Here is a 21,506-nt window from a genome sequence, read left to right as displayed (position 1 = left end):
GGGGCGGGCAGGTCCCGCGCCTCCCGTCCGGTGGGTCCTGGCACGATGGGGTGATGCAGACGATCGGCGGGTTGCTCGCGAGCGTGCGCTCCGAAGGCGGTCCCGGTCCCTGGGCTGCGCTCGGTCCGGACCTCGCGGACGTTCCACTGCCCGCCACGCGCAGCGCGCTCGACGTGGCGATCCGGTCCGCGGCCGCAGTCGCGTTCGGCGCGCCGATCAGTTCGCCGTACGGCGCTGCTGTGCCCGATGCCCTGCAGCGTGAGCTGGTCTCGGTGCTCGACCGCGCGGGACTGCCAGGAGCCCGGTTCTCCGTCCGGGTGACCACGGAGGAGGACTGGCCCTCGGTGCGGGCCGCGCGGATCGAGAACGCGACGGACAACCCGGTGTCGTACGGTGCCACCCTCGAGACGACCACCGCGATGTCCGAGGACGACTGGCGGGTGCGCGCTCGCCGAGGGCATGCGGCCGACGCGACCAGCCTCGTTGTGATCGACGACGTCAGTGGGCGGTGGATCGGGATGATGGGTGCGCAGCATCATGATGGTCTGGTGCTGACCGGCGTGTGGGTCGTACCCGAGTTCCGCGGCCGGGCCAACGGCGTCGCGGAGGTGCTGTTGGCCGAGGTCCTGGCGTGGGCTCGGGGACGTGGGGACTCCATCGCGCTGTGGGTGGACGAGAACCCGGCGGGCGACCGCGCGCGGGCGTTCTACGAGCGGCACGGGTTCGTGCGGACGGGTCGTCGACGCCCGATCGGGTTCGCTCCTGGTGACTCGGTGGAGATGCTGTTGCAGCTGGTTCCGCCATCGCCGGGGGCCCTCGGCTCACCAGTCTGAGAACGGTCGGGGACAGCCCAGTAGACCGGATGGGTGAAGGTCGTCGGAGTAGAGCAGTTCGGAGGGCCCGAGGCCCTCGCCGTCCACGAGGTCCAGGAGCCGCACGCCGGTGCCGGCTCCGTCCGCATCCAGGTCGGAGCGTTCGCCGTGAGCCCCACGGACACGGGCGTGCGGGCAGGGCAGCGGGACAGCTCGCACGCGTCCGCTCCCTATGTGCCAGGCATGGACGCAGCCGGGGTGATCGACGAGGTCGGTCCGGACGTCGACGGGTGGTCTGTCGGGGACGAGGTCATGGCGATCGCGCTGCCCCTGACCACACACGGTGGGGCCTACGTCGAGGAGCTCGTCGCCCCGGTCGGCTCCTTCACGCGGATCCCGCGCGGGACCACGGTGGAGCTGGCGTCGACGATCCCGATGAACGGGCTCACCGCCATCCAGGTCCTCGAACTGGCGGGGCTCTCCCGCGGAGACACCCTCGCCGTCACGGGCGCTGCCGGGCTGCTCGGCAACTACCTCGTACAGCTCGCGAAGGCGGAGGGGATCACCGTGATCGCTGACGCCGCCGACAAGGACGAGACACTCGTGCGGTCGCTCGGGCCGGACCACATCGTCCCGCGTGGGGACGCCTTCGCGGAGTCCGTCCGACGCATCGTCCCCGAGGGCGTCGACGCCCTCGCCGACTGTGCGGTGCAGCGAGACGTCGTCGTCCCGGCGCTGCGCCAGGGCGGCCTGTTCATCGACGTGCGGGGCTGGGAGGGGAACGGCGCCGAGGGCGTCCGGTTCGAGCGGGCGCTCGTCGGGAAGGAGTACCGGTCGTTCGACAAGCTCGAGCGACTACGCCACGGCGTCGAGGGCGGCACGATCACGCCACGCATCGCCGAGGTGCTGCCGGCATCGAGTGCCCGCGAGGCGCACGAACGGCTCGAGGCCGGCGGGACACGAGGCCGCTTCGTCCTCACCTGGTGACGCTCGCCCCATGACCGTCAGGAGAGCAGGTTGAGCTCCATCGCCCGGGTCACGGCACGCGTGCGGTCGTTGACACCGAGCTTCTCGAACACGTGACCGAGGTGCGTCTTGACGGTCGTCTCGCTGAGGAACAGGGCGCGGCCGATGGCGGGGTTGCTGTTGCCCTGCGCGACGAGGCGCATGACCTCGAGCTCGCGCGGGGTGAGGTTCGGGCCGGCGGGTGTCCCTCCGGTCGCGCGACGCACGAGGGCCGCGGCCGCTGAGGGAGCGAGTGCGGTCTCGCCACGGGCTGTCGCCCGCACACCGGCGAGGATCTCCGACTCGGGAGCGGCCTTGAGCAGGTACCCGGTGGCTCCGGCTTCGATCGCCGCGAGGATCTGGTCGTCGGACTCGTAGGTCGTCAGGATGAGCACGCGGACCTCAGGCTGGGTGGCCAGGATCTGCGCGGTGGCAGCGTCGCCGTCCAGCAGCGGCATGCGCAGGTCCATGAGCACGACGTCGGGGCGTTCGGCGCGGACGATCGACACTGCTGCTTCGCCGTCGGATGCCTGACCCACGACGTCGACGTCCGGCGCGGACTGCAGCAGCGCGACGATGCCGGCCCGCACGATCGGGTGGTCGTCCGCCACGACGACGCGGATCATCGGGTCACCTCTGCCACGGGGCGCGTGACGGTCGGGAGGCTCGGGGTCGCGTCCTCCGCCAGGACCGGTCCGGCGGTGGTCACCGTGGGCAGCGTTGCCGTCACAGTGGTGCCGTCGCCCGGTGCGCTGGTCACGACGCAGGTCCCGCCCGCGAGGGCGAGCCGTTCGCGTAGCCCGGCGAGTCCGCGGCCGACGCTCCGGACGGCGGTGGCGAAGCCGTCGCCGTCGTCCTGGACCCGCAGGACGGTCTGCTCGGGTGCGTGGTGCAGTGCGACGTGCACCGAGGCGGCGTTGGCGTGCGCGCGGACGTTGGCCAGGGCCTCCTGGGCGACACGCAACAGGACCACCTGCGCGTCGCGGTCCAGCGGGCAGTCCGCGGCTTCGACGGTCACCGGTGTGCCGGTCTCGCGGGTGTGCCGTTCACCGAGGCGGTGCAGGGCACCGGCCAGGCTGTCATGGGATGCGCCGGCGGCTCCGGCGGCGACGAGGACGCGTGATTCTTCGAGCGCTGCTCGGGCCGACTCCTCGAGGACCGTCAGTCGTTCGTCGAGCGCGTCGGTGTGGTCATCGGCGAGGTCGCGGCGTGCGCGTTCGGTCAGCATCACGATGCCGGCGAGGTTCTGTGCGACCGTGTCGTGGATCTCGCGGGCGAGGCGCTCCCGTTCGCTGGCGATGCCGGCGGCGCGGTTCGCCTCGGCGAGGGAGGTCTGTGTCGCCCGGAGCTCGTCGAGGAGGGCGCGACGGGACTCGGACAGGCCGGCGATGCTCGAGATCCAGACGCCCATCGCGGACGCACCGACGACGCTGATGCTCTCGATGAGGAGGGTGCTGACGATCTCGTCCGGGCCGCCGCTGACCTGCAGGCCGATGCCACTCGCGACGCCGACCGCGACCGAGAGCACGACCCCGGTGCGGATGCGGTGCGACTGGCACCAGACCAGCGGGAAGAGGATGCACTGCACGAAGGCCGTGCTGGGTGCCACCGCCGGCAGCACGGCGGCAGCCAGGACCACCAACGGGAGGAACGCTGCTGCCGGTCGGAGGCTGTCGTAGCCGCGGTGGCCGTACGCCGCGTAGGCGACGACCAGCACGACGATCATCGCGAACGCCGGCCACCGTGACGACCAGGGTGACCAGCCGACGACCGCGATCACGGCCGTGAGCAGCATCGTGCCCGCGAAGAAGGCGTGCAGCCACCGGTTCCGCACCCAGGTGTCCTGGCGTTCCGTGACCGTGTCCATGCCGACAGCATCCCACCCTCCGGCGGGCCGCAGGCAGTTGTCCACAGGCCGGACCTGCCGGGGCATCAGGCGTCCTTGCGGTTCCACCGGAAGGTGACCACGCAGGCCACCGTGCCCAGGACCAGCCATCCGACCAGGACCAGGGCGCCCAGGCCGACCTGCCACGAGCCTCCCGGCTCACCGGACTCGAACGCCTGCGGAAGGAAGACCGACCGCATGCCGGACGCCATCCACCGGAGGGGGAAGACGGACGCCACATCCTGCAACCAGGCGGGAAGTTGGGTGAAGGGGAGGTAGACGCCGGAGATGAACTGCAGGACCAAGACCACCGGGACGATGGTGGCGGTGGCTCGGCGGCCCTCGCGCGGGAGGGCCGAGATCGCGATGCCGAGGACACAGCTGGTGGCGATGCCGAGGAGGAGGACGCCGGCGAAGACACCCCACCGGCTCGCGTCGGTCGGCAGGTCCACACCGAACACCAGGCTCGCCACGGCCAGCAGGATCGCCGTCTGCACGAACGTGGTCACCAAGACCATGCCGATCTTGCCGACGAAGTAGCTCAGGACGGGGAGGGGTGTGCCGCCGAGTCGCTTCAGGGTGCCGTCGCTGCGTTCGGTCGCGATGTCGACGCCGAGGGCCTGGGTGCCCGACAGGAGGATGCCGGTCGCCACCAGACCGGGAAGGTAGTACGTGGCGTAGTCGACGCTCGTGCCCGGACCGGCCTGGATGTCGGCGGCGCTGCTGAACGCCACCGAGAACAGCGCCAGCATGATGATCGGGAAGAGGAACGTGAAGAAGACGGACTCGGGCGCGCGGAAGTAGGAGCGGATCTCGTACGTGATGCGGGCCATGCCCACGGTTGCCGGGTTCATGCGTGTCCCACCATCTCCAGGTAGACGTCCTCGAGGGACGGTCGGATGACTTCGAGGTCGTGCATCGGGTCGGTGTTGCTGCGGATGAAGGCAGCTGGGTCGGTCTTTCGTTCTTCCTGGGTGCCGTCCGCGCTGCGCCACCGCACTCGTGGTTCTCGTGCCGCGGAGCCGCCGAGCTCGTCGATCGGCGCGATGTCCAGCAGCCGGCCGTCGACGATCACCGCCGCCCGGTCGGCCAGGTGGGCTGCCTCGTCGAGGTAGTGCGTCGTCAGGAGGATGGTCGTGCCCTCGTGCTGGACCTGTCGGAGGAGGTCCCAGAACTGCCGACGGGCCTCGGGGTCGAAGCCGGTCGTCGGCTCGTCGAGGAAGAGGACCTCGGGGCGGCCGATGATCCCGAGCGCGACGTCGACGCGGCGACGCTGGCCGCCGGACAACTTGCTCAGGCGGACGTTGCGGTGCGTCTCGAGCCCTGTCGCGTGCAGGAGCTCGTCCGTGGTGCGGCGCTTCGGGTACAGCTTGGCGAAGTGGGTGAGCTGCTCGGCGACCGTGACGTTCGGGGACTCCGCGCTCGACTGCAGGACGATGCCGATCCGGGCGTTGTGACTGCGGCTCGCGCGGGCCGGGTCGTGGCCGAGGACGCGGACGTCGCCGCCCGTGCGGGAACGGTGGCCCTCGAGGATCTCGACGGTCGTCGACTTGCCGGCGCCGTTGGGGCCGAGGAGCGCGAAGGTCTCGCCGCGCTCGATCGTGAAGGAGACGTCGTCGACGGCGCGTTTGCCGGTGGGGTACTGCTTCGCGAGGTGGTGGACCTCGATGGCGGGGGAGTCGGGCATGAGACCAGCCTGGTCGGGGGATGCGGTCGGCGGATCGGTGAAGGGGGCGGGGTGGGGTCCTCCGATCGGAGGATGGTGCTCGAGGTCTCAGCTCGTCCTGAAGTCGCCCGGGACCTCGCAGCAGTGTCAGAACGAACCTGCGCGCGGCTAGTACGAGCCGTGGGGGATGAAGTCGGCAGGTACGGGGAAGCACTTCGAGAACGAGTCGACGTCGATGGACTTCCCGTCCACCCACACCGTTGCCAGGAGCGTGGTGCCGTTGTCGTCGACAAGCCGGATCCGGGGTGCGCCGTCTGCCGTGGTGCTGCTAGCGACCCGGAAACCACGCTCGGCAGCGTCGCTCGACAGTTCCCGCAGAACTGAAGGCCCCGCGCTCGGATCCGTCAGCGCGATCCTCGTGTTCCCTGACCACTGTCGGCCACCAGAGCAAGCGAGCACCGTCCCTTCGGGTATCTGCTTGACCTCTTCCCGGGCGCCGGTGGGGATCAAGCGCGCGACCGCGCTCTCGGCCTCTTGCGCCTGAGCTTTGAAGAGCAGGATGCGCTCCTCTGGATCAGGCGGGAGATGAGTGTCCGTTGCGCATCCCGCCAGTCCGATGACCAGGGCCATACCCACCAGAAGACCACTCCGTTTCACTGGCTGCTCATCTCTTTGCTTACGTGCGTGTCCTTCATGCGGCCAATCGCCCGCTCGGTTCATGAGTGAGGTTCGAAGACGAGCATCCTGCCAGAGCGATGAGGAGCGTGAGCGCGCTGAGCGTGACCCAGGTCCGTCTTGCAGACTTCATACTGGCAACCCTCCTGTCGCCTGGCCGTGCGCGAGACACGTCTTCAGTAGGAGCGTTCAGGACGGAAGTCCTTTGGGAGCGGGAAACACTCGGAGAACGAATTGACCTCGATCGATCTCCCATCCACCCACGTCGACGCGTACACCGACGTTCCGTGGCCATCGATGAGGCGCAGACGGGCAGCTCCATCGGGTGTGGTGCTCCGCGTGACCGTGAAGCCGTGGTCGTGGGCCACCTTGCCGAGTTGCTCCACCACCTGCTCGCCGTTCGCCGGGTTCTTCAACTGAATCGTGGTGTTGCCAGACCACTGTCTGCCGCCGGAGCACGACAGGAGTGTCCCTTTGTCGGCTTGCTTGATGTCAGTGCGGTCATCGACGGGGACAAGCTCGGCGGCTCTCATCTCGGCGTCTTGTGCGTGTGACTTGACGAGGAGAATTCGGTCGTGGGGGTTCGTTGGCAGGTCACTCTTCATCGCGCATCCACTGAGTCCGATGACCAACGTCAGCCCGAGCAACACACGTGCTGACTTCATCGTGCCCCCTCCTGAGCAACAACCACCTGCACGACGCCGTCTTGGCCGATCACGATCCAACGCACTTCAGAATGTCCGAGGCCTGTCGAAGTCCGACGGCAGGTCGAAGCACGGCGACGCGGAGTTCAATTCGATCGCTCGGCCCTCGTCCCACACCGTCACGAGCAGCAGGACCCCCTGTTCCGTCGTGATCGAGTAGCGCTTGTCTCCGGTCAGCACGATGTCTTCACTGACGTCGTCGCCGCGCTTCTCTGCTGCGACGGCGAGTTGCATCTGCGCTGTGGCACCGTCCACCCCGTCGCTCAACGCCGCTCGGGTGCGCCCGCTCCATTGATATCCGTTGGAGCAGCGCAGGAACGTTCCTTTCGAGAGCTGCTTGATGTCCTTGACGTCCGACTTCGGGAGGAGCCGGACTGCCGCGAGTTCCGCCCGTTGAGTCAGCGCTTTCGCTCGGCTGATCTCGACTTGAGGGTTCTTCGGGGCATGGTCGTTCATTGCGCACCCACTGAGCAGGATCACGATCGCGGCGACGCTGAGGGTCTTGACGATTGTCATGATCCCCCTTGGTGGTTCAGGTCGTCAGCCCCTCCGACGACCCTCGGTCACGCTAACAGGCGAGGGAGAAACATCACCCATGCGATCAGAACGAAGGAGTACGCGGAGCTCTGTCGATCCCAGCGAGAGTGTTCTCGGCGCGAAGCAAATCGCTACGGCGTTCCAGCGGTTCTGGGAGTCCGAAGGACTGACCGTCTCCGCGTCGACAACAGACTTCAGGGAGAAGGGCGGCATCGTGTGCTCGGCGACAGCGGACAAAGACCAGGCGGCCAGCGCCGCGCCGGGTCAGCAACACGACGGTGGTGATCCGCGTGACCTCACCGTGTGCAGCGGGATCGCTCGACGACCACGAGGAGTGACGCGGCATCGGACCCGACTGCGGCGCGGTCTGGAGCAAGTCGGCCTCACGCTGGCGTCGTCGTGAGGTCCATCGGACGAGTCGTCGTGCTCGATGCTCGTCCACTTCCAACGACCTGAGCCCAGAGCACGAGCTCACGCTCCACTAGGTCAGCGGCCTGAACCGGGTCCTCGTGCTCCCACACGCGGACGACCTTCCACCCCTCAGCGCGGAGCACCTCGTCGTGCCGGGCATCTCGCTGCCGGTTCGCCAGCAGCTTCGCCCGCCACAGTTCGGCGTTGGCCTTCGGCAGATGCGCGTGCTCCTCGCAGAAGTGCTAGAAGCAGCCGTCCACGAAGACTGCTACCCGTGCACGAGGGATGACGAGGTCAGCCCGCGTCCGAGTGCGTGAGCTGACGCGCCGGTCGACGAAGAACCGCCGGCCCCGTGCGTGCAGGACCCTGCGGAGGGCAAGCTCCGGTGCAGTGTCGCGCCGCCGGAACCGCGCCATGTGCTTCCGCCGGGCGTCGTCGGCTTCCCACTGCTGCATCCCGTGACGCTAGCCCGACGCGTGCTCGTGCAGTATGGGCCGCCGACGACCGGTGGAGAGTCAGCGCCTCGCCGAGGTGTGCAGACACGCTCACCCGCGCCCGAGCGCACCCACCCACAACCCGTCACGCGCCCGGGTCATCCCGACGTACAACTCGCGGCGGTCGAGCTCGCGGCGCTCGCGGGCGGCCACGGATTCGGTGTCCGGAGCATCGGCGAGCAGCTTCGCCGGCACGTGCGGCAGCAGGACCTGCTTGAACTCGAGACCCTTCGCACGCTTGATCGTTCCGACCCGCACCATGTCGGAGCTCTTGCCGGCGTAGTGCTTCAGCGAGACGGTTGGCACTCCTGCGGCGTCGAGCGCTGCCGCCACCTTGTCGGCCTGTGGGTTCGTCGCGGTGAGGATGCCGATGTCACCGCGGCCGGTCCCCACCAGGCGGAGGACCTCGTCGACGCGGGCGAGCAGCGCAGCATCGTGCGCCGCGCGGTCCGCGAAGCGGTGGACCCCGGGCGCAGGGCCAGAGCGGGTGACCGCGGAGACCGTGTCCCCGGCGCCGTCGACGCCCTCGATGTCGACGTACTGGTCGCCCGCCACCATCTGCTTGGCGAAGTCGAGGATCTCAGCGGTGTTGCGGTGGTTGACGTCGAGGACGACTCCGCGCCCCGCCAGGCTGATGCCGACCTCGCCGAGGGTGTACCCACCCGGGTAGATCGTCTGCTGGCCGTCGCCGATCAGGGTGAGGCCGTCGGGACGATCGCCGACCAGAGCGTGCAGCAGCGAGACCATCGCGCACGACAGGTCCTGCGCCTCGTCCACAATGACGGCGTCGTACCGGTCGAGCGGTTGATCGCGGACGGCGTCCCTGGCGAGCAGGACCACGTCCTCGAAGTCGCACACGCGCCGCTCGCGCAGATTGGTCGAGTAGGTCTCGTACAGGTCCCACACCGCCTGCCGGACCTCGACCGGCAGTGCGTGCCTCCGCCCGACGCGCGCCAGGTCGGCGTACTCGTCGAAGCGCGTCAGCCCGCGCCCCTTGATGACGTGACCGATCTCCTCCTCCCAGTACCGGCGCGTGAAGCGCGGAGCGCGCAACGGACTGGAGGCTCCGATCGCGTTCCAGGCGTCGGCGAACGCGCGCTGAGCCTCCAGCCCGTCAATGCGGAACGCGATCCCGCGCTCCTTCAGGAGCTGGCTGGCGAAGGCGTGCACGTTGACGAAGTCGACGCGGCCGACCATGTCGGGCGCGAGGCGTTCGAGCAGTGACCGCAGGACCGCCGGGAGGGTGCGGATGTAGGTGGTGAAGAGGACGCGGCCGCCGGTCGCGCGCGCCAGGTAGACGGCGCGGTGCAGGCCGACGACGGTCTTGCCGGTGCCGGCGGCACCGCGGATGCGGGCCGGGCCGTTGAAGTTGCGGCGGACGAGCTTCGCCTGGGCGGGGTCGAGGAAGGCCATCCAGTCCTCGATCGGGGCGTCGAGGACGGCGTCGAGGAGGTGGTCCTGGAGCTCCTCCTGGTCGATCAACGGCTCGGGGTCGCGGGGGAGGACTGCGGCCGGGACGACGATCTGCTGCGGCGCTGGCTGCTCACCGTCGATGACCGGGAAGTGGGCGAGGACTGCGGCGAGGAGTTCGTCGACCCGGACGGGTGAGAGCCGCTTGCCTCGCTTGGTGATGTGGGCGATGAGGTCGTGGACGCCGACGATGTCGACCGATGCGACCTCGGCGTGCACCTTCTTCTGGCCCGCGAGGGCGACGACCGCGTGGACCTCGCCCGGCGGGAGGCCGATCTCCGCCAGTGCTGCCTCGGTCTTCCACGCCAGGTCAGCGAGGTTGGCGATGTCGTCCGTGACGTCCTCTTGACCGCGGGTGATGCGGCCCTCGTGGACTGCGACGTCGCGCCAGGCCTTGGTGTCGATGATGAACACGCCCGCGGTGCCGACGACGACCATGTCGACCTGGGCGGTGCGGCTGCCGGGCCAGCGGCGGTCGGCGAGCAGGTGGTAGCCGATGCCGGCCAGGGGAGCGAGGACCTTCGCTGTCTCACTCTCGGTGCGGTGGGCGATCTCGAAGCGGCCGGCGCGGGCTTCGGCTTCGTCCGCTTGGCGTCGGAGTTCCGTTGCTCGGCCTCGTTGGCGGCGGGCTTCGACGCGTGCTGAGTCGCCGGCGATGGTCATGGTGGTGCCCCCTCTGCGAACGCGCGCTCGAGCACACGGTCGTGGACCATCTTCGCAACGCAACACGGCCGGCCGGCAGTACCCGTTCTGGGGCTCATTCGTGCAGATCCGCGCAGGAGCGCTGGCTCCGGATACACGCTCTTGATCCGCCGGGTCCGATCAGTTCCGCCACCGCATTGCGGTTTGCCGCTGATGCGTCGGACAAGCAGACCTGGTCGCCTGCAGCTGTCTTTCTGTCGTTACGCTCAGGACCATGACGCAGTCGACTGAACTTCAGACCGGGAACACCACCTTCTCGCAGATCCTGAACGCTGCGGCTCGGCTGCCAGCGGTTCGAATCAACCGAGCTGCGTATCTTCGTTCGGCGCTTCGCCGTCAATGCTCGTCGGACCAGATTGAACTCGCCATCGCTGAAACGCCAGCCGAAGCTGGGATCCCGGCATCCGTGATCAAGGAGGCGGCGAATGTCTCGATCTCCTACGAAGCGACCAAGGTGACCGGCCTGTCAGCGCTGGCAGGCATTCCTGGCGGGTTGGCGATGGTGGGTACGGTACCCGCTGACATGGCCCAGTACGTCGGACACATGCTTCGGATTGCACAGAAGCTGGCCTACCTCCACAGCTGGCCAGATCTCTTCGACGATGACGAGGTTCTGGATGAGGCTACGGAGAGCATCCTCACGCTGTTCGTCGGCGTCATGCTCGGCGTTCAGATTGCTCAGGGCGGTGTCACGAAGACTGCATCCCTCATCGCTGCACAGGTGGCGAAGCAGCTTCCACAGAAGGCACTGACGAAGGGGTTGATCTACCCGATCGTCAAGCGAGTCTCGGCTATGCTCGGGGTGCAGATGACGAAGAAGATCTTCGCGAGTGGTCTGGCGAAGGCCATTCCCGTCGCTGGGGCGGTCTTGTCTGGCGGTCTCACGCTCTCCACGTTCCTTCCGATGGCAAGGAAGCTTCGGAAGCATCTCGCAGGTCTCGAGCTGGCTTCGCCGGTGGCAGTGGACTCCGAGGCAGGCAACGTGACTGAGCAGCTCGATGACGAAGGTCACTGAGCGACACAGGGGATAATGACGTTGAGCCGGACCACAATGACTTCGCGAGCCGACGGCGGCATCAACAAAGTGGGCCGTCCCGGACAGCGATCCCGCTCGGCATTCGCCCGAATCGTTTTCGGGTCCGCCACGCTGGGTTAACCGACGACCCACCCATCCGGAATCTCCAACGTGCTACACCCCGACACCTGCTCAAGCAACCTAGTAATTGATGCCGTACGCCCGAAAAATTGCTTCGACGCTCTCACCCGCGTTCAGGAAGTTTTGTACCTTCACGCGTGTCTTTGCGTCGTGCATGGCGAGAATGAGTTCTTTCCCATCGATCTCCGTTAGCGGGAAAATTGCGCGGAAGGCGTCAGAGTGGCGCTCGGCGTAATCGAGGTAGCCTCGGAGCTTGTCAGCCCAGTCCTCGAGTTGGATGCCGTGCGGGTCGACGATCGAAGCCTTAATCTCGCCCTTCACTTCGAAGAAGAACACAAAGTCGGGGTAAAGCCGTGCCCACTTGCCGGTTCCGGAGTCGCGGTAAGGGATGCAGACAGCGCGGTCTCCGCCCGTCGGGTTCCGGTACCAGGCAGCGAGCTGCGGGTCGCTGAGTTCGCTTGCGAGGACTGCGCGCTCTAGTCCATCCGTGTTCGAGCTCGCCTTCCAGTACAAGCCCTCGGCATCCTGGTAGAGGTGCTTCGGCCAACGGTTCTCCACTTGGTCGTGGATCTTCCGCAAGAGTTGGGCGTCGTCGAGGTCAGCGTCGCGGGTGATTGGAACGGCATCCTCGATCGTGCCCTCAGTCGCGATCGAAAGCCGCTGAACAGGTTCCTTAGATTCTGCGTTCAGCCGCTCGTACCGTTCACGGTCGCCTTCGGGCAGCATCGTGATCGTCTTCGCGTGGGCTTTCAACCAGTCGTCGGCGAGCGACGCTGCAGCCGCATCGATATTGACGACGACCTGCGGTGTCAACGCTAGAGCTGCAACAGTGATCTTCGCTTCTACGGGATCTTCGTCCGGGTCCTTATCAACGAGGTAACCCCAGTAAGCCTCGGCTGTCCCGTCTTTGAGCTGGCGAGCCGCTCGGCGGAACACATCATCGACATTCTTCGAATCAAGGCGTGTGCCGACGAGGGTCTGCTCTCCATCGATGACGGAACCATCGATCGAGGTGAGGATCTGAAAGATCGACGCGCTCGACACCTCGGTGCGCTTCTTTTCGAGCTCCCCGCCCGCTTCGAGCTTCGCGGCTTCGGTGTCGAGCCGGTCGTTGAGGTAGTTCGTGGCCTGAGCGAAAGCACCCGGCCGGATGCCGTCGTTGTCGAGCAGGTTCGCGAGACCGTGGAGTCGGCGCACCTGCGGGGTCGTGGCTTGCGCTGGAACGACGTAAGAGGGCAGCCGCGCGAGGACGGCTAGAGCATCGGTCATGCCGTCTGGCGACGAGTATTCGAGCGGGAGTCGGACAATCTCGGAAGTCGCGCCGGCGGCCTCGGCCCCCGAGAACTGGCCAACGACGGTCATCACAGTTTTCCGATCGAATCGGGGAAGGTACGCATGCACGCGGTTCAACGTCTCGTCGGAGGCGATTCTGCGGGCGAGCGGCTGCCGGACTATGCGGCCGATCAGCTGGGCAATCGGGGTGTAGTCGGATGATGCGCGTAACGACACAAGCACTTCTGCGCGAGGGCAGTCCCATCCCGTCGTGATGGCGGTCTTGGCCAGTACCACCCGCACGTCGACCGCATCCTGGATGTCCTGTGGCGGCATGTAGCGCACCACTCGCTTTGAGCCGAGATCTATCGGAGTGTGCTCGGCGAACGTGTGCACGATATTCGCCGTGATGAGGCGCGGCCACTCCTCGACGATCGCATCGACGACGGTGCGGATCAGTGTCTTGAAGTCCTGATCGTCGGTCTTTCGGTCGGGCAGCTGCACCACGAGCGCCGGGCGTACCGGGTTCTCGCGCTGCTTCTGTGCGTAGTCGGCCCAACGCCGCTCGTACTCGAGGGTCTTCTGCACGGCCAGTCGTACGAATGTTGTATCGGCAATGACGTCTCCGGTATGCGCGGCTGGCGCGAGCGCTATCCGGTCCTTCACCAAACCGGAGTCGCGAACGGCTCCAATTGGTACCTTCACGGCGCGTGGGAAGCGGCTCTGTTGAGCGAGGAGAGCCTTGTTCAGACGCTCAGCAGTAGCGGAGATACCTATAAAGACGGGGATCGGCGTGTCGCCATTCACGATCTTATTGATGACGGTTGGTGATCCGCCTGCCCTTGATCCGACGCCGTAGTGGGCTTCGTCGACGATCACGACGAACCGGCTGCCGATCCGATCCACGGTGTTCGCGATCGTTTCCCAAATCGTGAACGCCTGCGTGTCCGACTTCTTCGCGATCCGGGCGCTCACCGAAGCCGCCTGCGTATTCAGGAAGTAGATGACGCCGGGCTCGAATGACTCCTCGTCGAACGCCGCGCCCTGCCCGATGACGCGGATGTCATTGATGCGCTCGGATGCCTCCTGCATCTTGCGCGCGGTTTGGGCATTCAGGCTTGGGTCGTTCGTCACCCAGAGGATCACGGTGTTCTCGATCGGTTCGGTAAAGTCCGAGCCGAAGATGAGCTGCTCTATAACAGCCGTCGCGATCACGGTCTTCCCGGCACCGGTCGCTGCCTCGAGCACGATCGCGGTGCGAAGGTCGGGATCGTTGTCGTACCGAGACTGAGCCTTCTTGATCTCGGTGATGAGCGTCTCGGCAGCGACTCGCTGGAAGTCAAGGAGCTGGAACTTCATGTGTCAGTTCCGCCCGTTGATCTCGAAGGAGTGGAGATAGTCGGCGTAGAGCCTGGTCGTCGTGATCCGCTGCTCCAAGGGGAGATATCCGACGGCGCTCTGGAAGGCGCTCTCGTAGTCCGTCACAATGAATATGTGGCTAACCTGGCGTGTTCGACGGGCAACGGCGTCGGCAAATAGCTTCGCCTGAGCAGTGTCGAACAAGATTCCGTACGAAGCGTCATCGGGAAGGGACCAGGCGTCGTCGGCTTTCCGCCGAACGACAGACCCTTGGCCGCCAGCTTTTAACCAAAGGAGTGGAGCGATCGCCTCGAACTTTCGTCCCAACGCAACGAGGTTCTCGTCCTCGTATGTCAGGCGATAGAACGCCACATTTTCGTCCAAGCCCTCGGAGTAAATGGACCCGTCTGGGCGAACGCCAGTGGCAACGGTCGAAATTCGTGGCAGCGTTACACGGGTGAAAACGCCCTCGGCTTCCCACTCGGCGTCTCCCGGCAGGTGGCCGGCCGATTGCAGCGCGGAAGCCGTGGTGGCCGAAAGTTCGTTGTTGGTCACGAGGATCGACTGCCGGGTTCCACCGTCTCGAGCGTTCAACCGCATGACCGCTTCTGTCGTTGCCCCTGACCCGCCGAAGAAGTCCAGGATCACTCCGTCCTCGGGAGCGACGAGCCCAATCCACCGCATCAGCACTTCGTGATCCTTCGGGTACGGGAAGCGCCGTTCGCCGAGGACCTCGACAAGGCGCTTGCCGCTGGGATTGCGATCCCGCTCAAACACCGACTCAGCGACCTGCTGATCGAGCTCGTCTAAATAAACAATTCCAGCTGCGCCGGTGGTCTCGTCGGCGCCGAAATGAATGAGGCCCTGAGCCATCATCTGAGTCATCGTCTCGCGCGAGTAGCGCCACCCGTTGGGATGCATCCTGACGGGTCGCTGGGTCACGGGATGAAGAAGATCGTACTGCAAATTGGGTCGGGGATTCGGGCTGCGCAGATTTCCGTCGGTTCGGATTGGTCGACCGGAGTGGTCGAGTGAGGTGAATCGCGTGACGGCATCGGAGGCGTCCCCGGACTGCTTGAAGGCACGAAGCCAACGACGCCATTCGGTGGTGGCGGCCGCGTGATCGCCGTCTGACTTTTCCCAGATCCGTCGAGCACTCGCCATTGCCGCGTCCAGGCCCGGCTTCGGCTCACGCCAACGCACGCCGAGTTCGGCGAGTGCGCTTTCGTCATTGGCGTAGATGAGCATGTAGTCCGCTCCGTTTGAGATGTAGCGGGAGTCGTTTTTGCGGCCGCCCTTCCAAACGACATCCGAAATGAAGTTCGTGGCCCCGAAGACCTGGTCGAGCAGCATCCGTAGTCGGTGGTGCTCATCGTCGCCGATCGCGACGATGATGACGCCTGTTCGCTTGAGCAGTCGCTTTGCGTGGATGAGGCGGCGCTCGATGAACGAGAGCCATTTCGAGTGTCGGTACGAATCCGCGGAGGACACGTACCGGTCGTTGTAGATCCATTCGTCAGCGCCGGTGTTATACGGGGGGTCCAGGTAGATCGCGTCGATGGTGCGATCATGGGTATAGAGGAGTGTTTCGAGGGCGTGGTAGTTCTCGCCCTCCATGACGATGTGGAACGGCTTCGATCCCCCGCGCGTGACTTCTTGGATCAGCTTGAGCCCGGGGTAGATAGGAGTGTCGAAGTCTTTGACGACCACAAGGTCCTCAAACAGGTGCGAGTTCGGTTCGGCATCCTCGGCAGCCTGCTTCGCGGCATCGACGGCAACGATCGATGCGACCCCTGCCCGTGTGGAGAGGACGACGTGGTTCTGCTTCGAGGGATCGGTTCGGACGCGCACGTCGTCACCCCGACGTGGTCGCACTCCCGGAACCTCGAGATCTTCCGGGAGGTGCCGCTGGAAAACCAGACCAAAATCGGTCCGCTCGAGGATCTTCGACACCTCATCAGCGATCTGACCTCGAAGCTTGACGTCGGGGATGCGAGAGATCAGATCGTCGATATAGGCCACATATTGAGGTTACTGGCTCTCGAAGAAGGCCGGCCGTATATGAGGGTGGGTCATGTAACAGCGGCTGGAGCGGCTGGAGCGGCTGGAGCGGCTGGAGCGGCAGGACCGAGGCGCCGATCGCGAGCACCCCGACAGAGTGCCCGAGCTGGTCGATCAGTCCGATGACACCACCACCGAACGCCCCACCCTGCCAGTAGCCCGAGATCACCCCGAACGTCACCACGAAGGCGCCAGGGCGGACCAGTGCTCGGCGAGCAGGCCGCCGGTGCTCTCGCCGTTGTGCAGCTCTGCCGCCAGGTCGACCAGCGGCAGCACCAGCAGGGTGATAGCGATCACGCCGCCAGCGCGACGTGCGCCAGGTAAGCGAGTCGCGCCTCAAGGCCGACTGCGGCACTCAGGCGGACACTGGACGGGTGGCAATCGTGGTTCGTGACCTCGAGCAGGCCGACGTCGATGCGCTGCAGGCGCTCATCGAGTCGTTCCCTGCCTACGCCGAGCGGGTCGCCGGGCATGCGCCGGGGCCGTCAGACGCACTCTCGGCACTGATCTCCGTGCCGCCGGACTTCGACCCGTCGGGCAAGCGGGGCATCGGGCTCTGGGAGGACGGCATGCTCATCGCCTTCGCGGACGTGCTGTTCGGCTGGCCGGACCCGCCGACGGCGTACATCGGGCTGCTCATCGTGCACGGCGCCCGTCAGGGGCAGGGCGTGGGGCGGCGGTTGCACGATGCCGTACTCGAGCGGGTTCGCCAGGACACCGGCGCGATGACGATGCGGCTCGGCATCGTGGAGCGCAACGCCGCCCATGCCGAACCCTTCTGGCGGGCGCTCGGGTACGCGCCGACCGGGGAGGTCAAGCCGTACCGCTACGACAAGCTCGAGAGCACCGTCAGCATGTGGGAGCGACCAGCGACGGGCTGATCGTCCTCGTACCATCGGGACGGTGAGCAGCGACGTGACCTCTGGGCGGTACCGGCACTTCAAGGGCGGCGAGTACCAGGTGGTGCTCGTCGCGCGGGATGTCGAGACCGAGGAGCCAGTGGTCGTCTACCAGGCGTTGTACGGCGAGTTCGGGCACTGGGTGCGGTCGCTCACGGACTTCACGGCGCAGGTGTCCCGCGACGGGTACGAGGGACCGCGGTTCGTGCGACTCGACGGCTAGGACGGGGGCCTGGGCCCTGTCGCGACTCCTCGGATGGCGGCAGGTATCGGCATGGAGGCTCCGCTCAACTCGTCGACGCAACTCGCGTTGCGGAGGTGAGTCGGGCCTCTAGACCGGCTCCTGCAACTTCAAAGCCACCGTTGACGCGCCGGAGGACGGCGCGCTACTGTCCGCTCGTCGCGGCCAGGTACCGGCGAGCGCCCCGGATCTGACGGCCGAGCACGACGCTGAAGACGATCGCCACCACCACGAGGGCAGCGATGAAGACGCGGGGGAACTCCGGGTTCCAGGCATCATCGCGGATCACGTTCGGCACCTGTGGCCCGGCGATGCCCGCGTACAGCAGCAGGAACTGTCCCAGGGAGACGGGCAACGCCACCGCGGCCCCGTGCGCCCAGTCGAACGCCCTGCGCGCCAGCTCGGAGTCCCGGGGCTCGATCGGCTGACCGGAGATCACCGCGCGCCGAACACCCCGCCGGTCCGCTCGGCCGAGCCCTCGGAGGGGCCACTGCAGCGACGGAGTAAGCCGGAAACTCGCCGTGAGGAGCGAGAACGTCCCGCTGAGGCCGCCGACGCTGAGACCGAACCCGACGACCGACAGGAACCGCCCCAGCGCTGAGTCACTGCCCGGCAGGAACACCCCGATGACTGCTCCGACGACGAAGCCACCGATCGCGATCGGGATGGTGCGGCGCCACGCACGCCGTGCGATCTCGTCGAGTTCCCCCATGCCTCCACCCTAGGAGGCGCGGCTGATCTCCGGCGCGCAGTCGGCGGTCCAGGGAGACCGGCAGGGAGGCCCGGATCACCTCGTCAACGTGACGCGCGTTGCGGAGGTGAGCCGCGCCTCCAGGCCGGATCTGCGCCGTCAGGCGACGCCGCGACGCGGCCTAACCCCTACCGCACGTACAACACCGCCGGCTTCCCCGGCCCCGCCGCCCGCTTCTCCTCGGTGGCCGTCAACATCGGCAGCATCGCCCGCCGGAACGAGTCCGGCAGCAGCCGCTCCCCGAGCACGGCCTCGTGCAGCCCCCGCAACGCCGACATCGTGAACGGCGACGGCAGCAGCCCGTGCGGATCGGGAGCGCCCCGATGGTCGGCGCGGAGCTGCGCCACCGCGAACTCGAGGATGTCGTCGTGCCCATGCACCATCCCGGTCGCCTCGTTGACGGGCGTGATCCGAGCCTCCATCGCGGTCTGCAGAGCAGCAGACGGCACCACGTCGAGGTGCGCCACCGACAGCACCCACCCTCGGTCGTCCCGCGAGGGATCGTCGAACACGTGCAGCTGCCGCGGCGCGAGCCCGGTCACGCCGGCCTTGTCCCGCAGCGACCGCAGCACAGCGTCAGCGAGCCGTTCACCCTCGTGGACGAACGTCCCCGGCAGGCGCCAGTCCCCGTCGACCTGGTCGCGCACCTGCACGACGGAGAGCGGGCCACCGATCGGCACGGTCAGGACGGCGGTGTCCACCGCGACGGAGGGCCGCGGGTAGTCCGCCAGCCGCTTGCCGCTGCTGTCCCGGAAGGAGTCGGTCATGCGTCGAGTTTACGCGCCCTTGCGTAAACGTGATGCGCCGTGCATGATGGGTTTACGCGATCTTGCGTGAACCCGAACCGATCGGAGCGGCCATGACCCTCAACCCGGACATCCTCGACCGTGCGGTGGGCGCCGTCCTCGGATCCGCCGCGGGCGATGCCCTCGGCGCCGGCTACGAGTTCCAACCGCCCGTCCCGGAGCCCACCCTGATCCGCATGAAGGGCGGCGGGATGTTCAACTGGGCACCGGGGGAGTGGACCGACGACACGAGCATGGCGGTCCCGATCCTGCGGGCGCTCGCCCGCGGCGGGTCCTTCGCCGACGAGGCCGTCCTCGACAGCCTCGTCGCGGCCTGGGCCGACTGGGCACGGACCGCCCCGGACGTCGGCATCCAGACACGGAGCGTTCTCACCGGCCTGGAGGCTCGGAGTGCGTCCGCCGCGCGGGCTGCGGCCCGCCTCGAACACGACCAGAGCGGTCGTTCCGCCGGCAACGGGTCGCTGATGCGGACGACGCCGCTGGTCCTCGGCTACCTGGACGACGAGGCTGCGCTCGTCACGGCGGCGCGCGCGGTCAGCGATCTGACCCACTTCGAGGCGGATGCCGGCGACGGCTGCGTGCTCTGGTGTATCGCGATCCGCCACGCGATCGTGCACGGAGTGCTCGACGTCCGGCGGGGGCTGGACTTCCTGCCCGAGGACCGCCGCGTGCTGTGGGCCGATCGGCTCGCCGCGGCCGAGGCCGGCGTGCCCGTCGACTTCACCGCGACGAACGGCTGGGTCGTCTCGGCACTGCAGGCCGCGTACGCCGCGGTGCTCCGGACGGACTCGCTCGAGGACGCCCTCGTCGCGGCAGTCCGGTCGGGCAACGACACCGACACGGTCGCGGCGATCGCCGGAGGACTGGCGGGGGCCGTCCACGGCGCGTCGGCGCTGCCCACGCAGTGGCGCGAGCTGCTGCACGGGTGGCCGGGGCTCCGCGCGGACGACCTCGTGGCGCTGGGCTCGCAGGCACTGCGGGGTGCCGCGGTCTGAGGCGGCGCGGCGTCGGAGGCTTCGATGGGGGGAGTCTCCGGCGCCGGCTGGGTGGTCGGGATGCGGGCGAGCCGCGGCTCATTCGAAGTCGGTTGCCGCTTCGTCCGCGCAAGCGGATGAGACCTGCAGCACCGTGTTCATCGTACTTGCGCTCAGAGCGACCTGTGCGCCGCTCGACGATTCGCCGCCGACGAAGTAGAGGGGCCGCTTGTCGGTGAGTTCGCTGGTCGACCGGTTCGTCGAGAAACCAGCGCCCTTGAGGACAGTGGCTGCGCGTGCGGCATACTCACGTGGGTCTTCGGTGGCAGCGCCCTGCACAGCCCAGTGGAACTCGACGCCTTCGTCCGAATGCGGTCCGCACTCCACCGAACTGGGCGACGGGGACAGCGGCACTGCTTCGTCGTCGAGCTTCCGCAGCTCGGCGATGACGTCGCTGCCTTCCTGGCGCGCTTCGGTGGGTCTCACCGTCTGTTCCTCGGACTGCGTTGGTGTGGATGACCGGACCGGGCCTGAGCCCGCGCACGCGCTGACTGAGAGCGGGACGAGCGCGACGAGCGCCGCCATGATGATCGTGCGTCTCGAGTGCATTCGAGGTCGTCGCTTCCGCAGGGCTCGGCGGTGACTTGATGTTGCGGCTGAAGCTCGGGCGGCCCGTTCTCGGGCGCACAGCCCTCCGTGATCGGTCATGTTCGCCCTCGGCCAGATCCTCGAGACGCCGGGATGCAGGTCGATTCGACTGTGACTGTCGTCGTCCGCGGATTGGCCGTCACTACGATGGTCGGGCGTCCGTCGTCGTCGGCCGTCGCCTGGTACAGCGTCCCGTAGGTCCCAGCTTCTGCTGAGGTGATCGTGACCGTCCGGGCGTCATGTCGCAGCGTCGTCGCGACCGAGTCGATGTAGGCCTTCGGATCCTCCGCTGCAGAACCCGCCGCGTTCCAGTGCCACTGCTGGCCGCCGTGCGGATCGCCGTCGTGCGTGCACTCCGCGTCGGCAGGCTCGGAGTTCGTGTTGCCGGACGACCACGTCGAGCCGGGGACCGAGAAGACCAGTCGGAGCGAATCTTCTGCGGCAGACCGAGTGCTCGTGCTGTTCGTCGACGAACTTCCTCCGGGATCGGACGCGCAACCGGCGACCCCCGCTGCAAGCAACGCCACGAGGACTGCCGAGACTGCACCAGACCTACCCATCGCTCGCACCACCGATGTAGTCCGAGACTTCCCCCGTCCCGCACAAGGACTCCACCTGGATCGAGGTCCGGTGCTCGCTCGCGTTGACCGAGATGGACCGCACGGGCTCGCCCTCGCCCACCACCGTGTAGAGGGTCAGTCCGTCGCCGCGCTGGCCCTGCCGTTCCGAGTTCGTGAGGCCCTGTGCTTCCCAGTACTTCTCAATCTGGTGGACCAGCGATTCCGGGTCCGCTACGCCTGCGGCCTGCTGGTTCCAAGAGAACGAAACGCCAGAACTTCCATCCTTCAGAACACAGGCGTCGGGCGACGGCGCGCCGCCCACGCTGGTCCACTCACCGCCGGCTTCCGTCATGGTGTCCCGCACGAACTGCTGCATCGAAGAGCGAACCTTGTCAGCGTTCATCAGGTCTGCACCCCC

At 67.2% G+C, this 21,506-nt stretch carries 21 protein-coding genes; 6 read left to right on the top strand and 15 right to left on the bottom strand.

The window, feature by feature from the left end:
- Positions 1 to 53 precede the first annotated feature (53 nt).
- Both ITJ54_RS04940 and ITJ54_RS18230 read left to right on the top strand, forming a co-directional pair.
- Complete coding sequence (locus ITJ54_RS04940) at positions 54 to 833, top strand: GNAT family N-acetyltransferase (RefSeq protein WP_194626141.1); 780 nt, start codon at positions 54 to 56, stop codon at positions 831 to 833.
- Positions 834 to 866: 33 nt separating this feature from the next.
- Positions 867 to 1,799 (top strand): NADP-dependent oxidoreductase, encoded by a 933-nt coding sequence (locus ITJ54_RS18230; RefSeq protein ID WP_194626140.1) that lies wholly within the window; start codon positions 867 to 869, stop codon positions 1,797 to 1,799.
- 17 nt (positions 1,800 to 1,816) lie between these two features.
- Here the strand turns inward: ITJ54_RS18230 and ITJ54_RS04930 are convergent, their stop codons facing one another.
- From ITJ54_RS04930 to ITJ54_RS04890, 9 genes are all read right to left on the bottom strand, one after another.
- Positions 1,817 to 2,443 carry a response regulator transcription factor gene (locus ITJ54_RS04930; RefSeq protein ID WP_194626139.1) on the bottom strand — a complete coding sequence of 209 codons (627 nt, stop codon included), beginning with the start codon at positions 2,441 to 2,443 and terminating at the stop codon, positions 1,817 to 1,819.
- Positions 2,440 to 3,684, bottom strand: a complete 1,245-nt coding sequence (locus tag ITJ54_RS04925) for a sensor histidine kinase (protein WP_194626138.1) — start codon at positions 3,682 to 3,684, stop codon at positions 2,440 to 2,442. Before ITJ54_RS04925 ends, ITJ54_RS04930 begins: the two co-directional genes overlap by 4 nt.
- A 65-nt stretch (positions 3,685 to 3,749) precedes the next feature.
- On the bottom strand, positions 3,750 to 4,556 hold the full coding sequence (locus ITJ54_RS04920) for an ABC transporter permease (RefSeq protein WP_194626137.1): 807 nt from the start codon (positions 4,554 to 4,556) through the stop codon (positions 3,750 to 3,752).
- Positions 4,553 to 5,389 carry an ABC transporter ATP-binding protein gene (locus ITJ54_RS04915; RefSeq protein ID WP_194626136.1) on the bottom strand — a complete coding sequence of 279 codons (837 nt, stop codon included), beginning with the start codon at positions 5,387 to 5,389 and terminating at the stop codon, positions 4,553 to 4,555. The genes ITJ54_RS04920 and ITJ54_RS04915 overlap by 4 nt, the downstream gene beginning before the upstream one ends.
- A gap of 147 nt (positions 5,390 to 5,536) precedes the next feature.
- The gene (locus ITJ54_RS04910) at positions 5,537 to 5,998 is read right to left on the bottom strand and encodes a hypothetical protein (protein ID WP_194626135.1); all 462 of its coding nucleotides are present in this window, start codon (positions 5,996 to 5,998) and stop codon (positions 5,537 to 5,539) included.
- A gap of 221 nt (positions 5,999 to 6,219) precedes the next feature.
- Complete coding sequence (locus ITJ54_RS04905; protein WP_194626134.1) at positions 6,220 to 6,708, bottom strand: hypothetical protein; 489 nt, start codon at positions 6,706 to 6,708, stop codon at positions 6,220 to 6,222.
- A gap of 66 nt (positions 6,709 to 6,774) precedes the next feature.
- A complete protein-coding gene (locus tag ITJ54_RS04900; protein ID WP_194626133.1) occupies positions 6,775 to 7,263 on the bottom strand; it encodes a hypothetical protein in 489 nt (162 codons plus the stop codon).
- A gap of 674 nt (positions 7,264 to 7,937) precedes the next feature.
- The gene (locus ITJ54_RS17810; RefSeq protein ID WP_228508229.1) at positions 7,938 to 8,150 is read right to left on the bottom strand and encodes a very short patch repair endonuclease; all 213 of its coding nucleotides are present in this window, start codon (positions 8,148 to 8,150) and stop codon (positions 7,938 to 7,940) included.
- 90 nt (positions 8,151 to 8,240) lie between these two features.
- Entirely contained in the window at positions 8,241 to 10,322 is a 2,082-nt protein-coding gene (locus tag ITJ54_RS04890) for a nuclease-related domain-containing DEAD/DEAH box helicase (RefSeq protein WP_194626132.1), read from the bottom strand.
- 253 nt (positions 10,323 to 10,575) lie between these two features.
- Between ITJ54_RS04890 and ITJ54_RS04885 the strand changes: the two genes are divergently transcribed.
- Positions 10,576 to 11,376 carry a hypothetical protein gene (locus ITJ54_RS04885; protein WP_194626131.1) on the top strand — a complete coding sequence of 267 codons (801 nt, stop codon included), beginning with the start codon at positions 10,576 to 10,578 and terminating at the stop codon, positions 11,374 to 11,376.
- A 201-nt stretch (positions 11,377 to 11,577) separates the two neighbouring features.
- Here the strand turns inward: ITJ54_RS04885 and ITJ54_RS04880 are convergent, their stop codons facing one another.
- Positions 11,578 to 14,148: a DEAD/DEAH box helicase gene (locus tag ITJ54_RS04880; RefSeq protein ID WP_194626130.1), complete on the bottom strand. Its 2,571-nt coding sequence runs from the start codon at positions 14,146 to 14,148 to the stop codon at positions 11,578 to 11,580.
- 3 nt (positions 14,149 to 14,151) lie between these two features.
- A complete protein-coding gene (locus ITJ54_RS04875; RefSeq protein WP_194626129.1) occupies positions 14,152 to 16,170 on the bottom strand; it encodes a site-specific DNA-methyltransferase in 2,019 nt (672 codons plus the stop codon).
- 413 nt (positions 16,171 to 16,583) lie between these two features.
- On the opposite strand from ITJ54_RS04875, the gene ITJ54_RS04870 reads away from it, so the two are divergent.
- Together ITJ54_RS04870 and ITJ54_RS18225 are read left to right on the top strand one after the other, a co-directional pair.
- A complete protein-coding gene (locus ITJ54_RS04870) occupies positions 16,584 to 17,090 on the top strand; it encodes a GNAT family N-acetyltransferase (protein WP_194626128.1) in 507 nt (168 codons plus the stop codon).
- Positions 17,091 to 17,112: 22 nt separating this feature from the next.
- On the top strand, positions 17,113 to 17,331 hold the full coding sequence (locus ITJ54_RS18225) for a DUF1653 domain-containing protein (RefSeq protein ID WP_323741595.1): 219 nt from the start codon (positions 17,113 to 17,115) through the stop codon (positions 17,329 to 17,331).
- Positions 17,332 to 17,494: 163 nt separating this feature from the next.
- Here ITJ54_RS18225 and ITJ54_RS04860 read toward each other — a convergent pair whose 3' ends face one another.
- Together ITJ54_RS04860 and ITJ54_RS04855 are read right to left on the bottom strand one after the other, a co-directional pair.
- Positions 17,495 to 18,061 (bottom strand): hypothetical protein, encoded by a 567-nt coding sequence (locus tag ITJ54_RS04860; protein ID WP_194626126.1) that lies wholly within the window; start codon positions 18,059 to 18,061, stop codon positions 17,495 to 17,497.
- A 167-nt stretch (positions 18,062 to 18,228) separates the two neighbouring features.
- Positions 18,229 to 18,867 carry an NUDIX hydrolase gene (locus ITJ54_RS04855; RefSeq protein ID WP_194626125.1) on the bottom strand — a complete coding sequence of 213 codons (639 nt, stop codon included), beginning with the start codon at positions 18,865 to 18,867 and terminating at the stop codon, positions 18,229 to 18,231.
- Between the two features lie 92 nt (positions 18,868 to 18,959).
- Between ITJ54_RS04855 and ITJ54_RS04850 the strand changes: the two genes are divergently transcribed.
- Entirely contained in the window at positions 18,960 to 19,901 is a 942-nt protein-coding gene (locus ITJ54_RS04850; protein WP_194626124.1) for an ADP-ribosylglycohydrolase family protein, read from the top strand.
- A gap of 78 nt (positions 19,902 to 19,979) precedes the next feature.
- Here the strand turns inward: ITJ54_RS04850 and ITJ54_RS04845 are convergent, their stop codons facing one another.
- Complete coding sequence (locus tag ITJ54_RS04845) at positions 19,980 to 20,465, bottom strand: hypothetical protein (protein WP_194626123.1); 486 nt, start codon at positions 20,463 to 20,465, stop codon at positions 19,980 to 19,982.
- 615 nt (positions 20,466 to 21,080) lie between these two features.
- A complete protein-coding gene (locus ITJ54_RS04840; protein WP_194626122.1) occupies positions 21,081 to 21,491 on the bottom strand; it encodes a DUF4853 domain-containing protein in 411 nt (136 codons plus the stop codon).
- Positions 21,492 to 21,506 lie beyond the last annotated feature (15 nt).

Origin of the sequence: Curtobacterium sp. VKM Ac-2865 (assembly GCF_015350905.1) — a bacterium.
Lineage (GTDB): Bacteria > Actinomycetota > Actinomycetes > Actinomycetales > Microbacteriaceae > Curtobacterium.
This window is presented reverse-complemented; position numbering and strand designations above follow the sequence as displayed.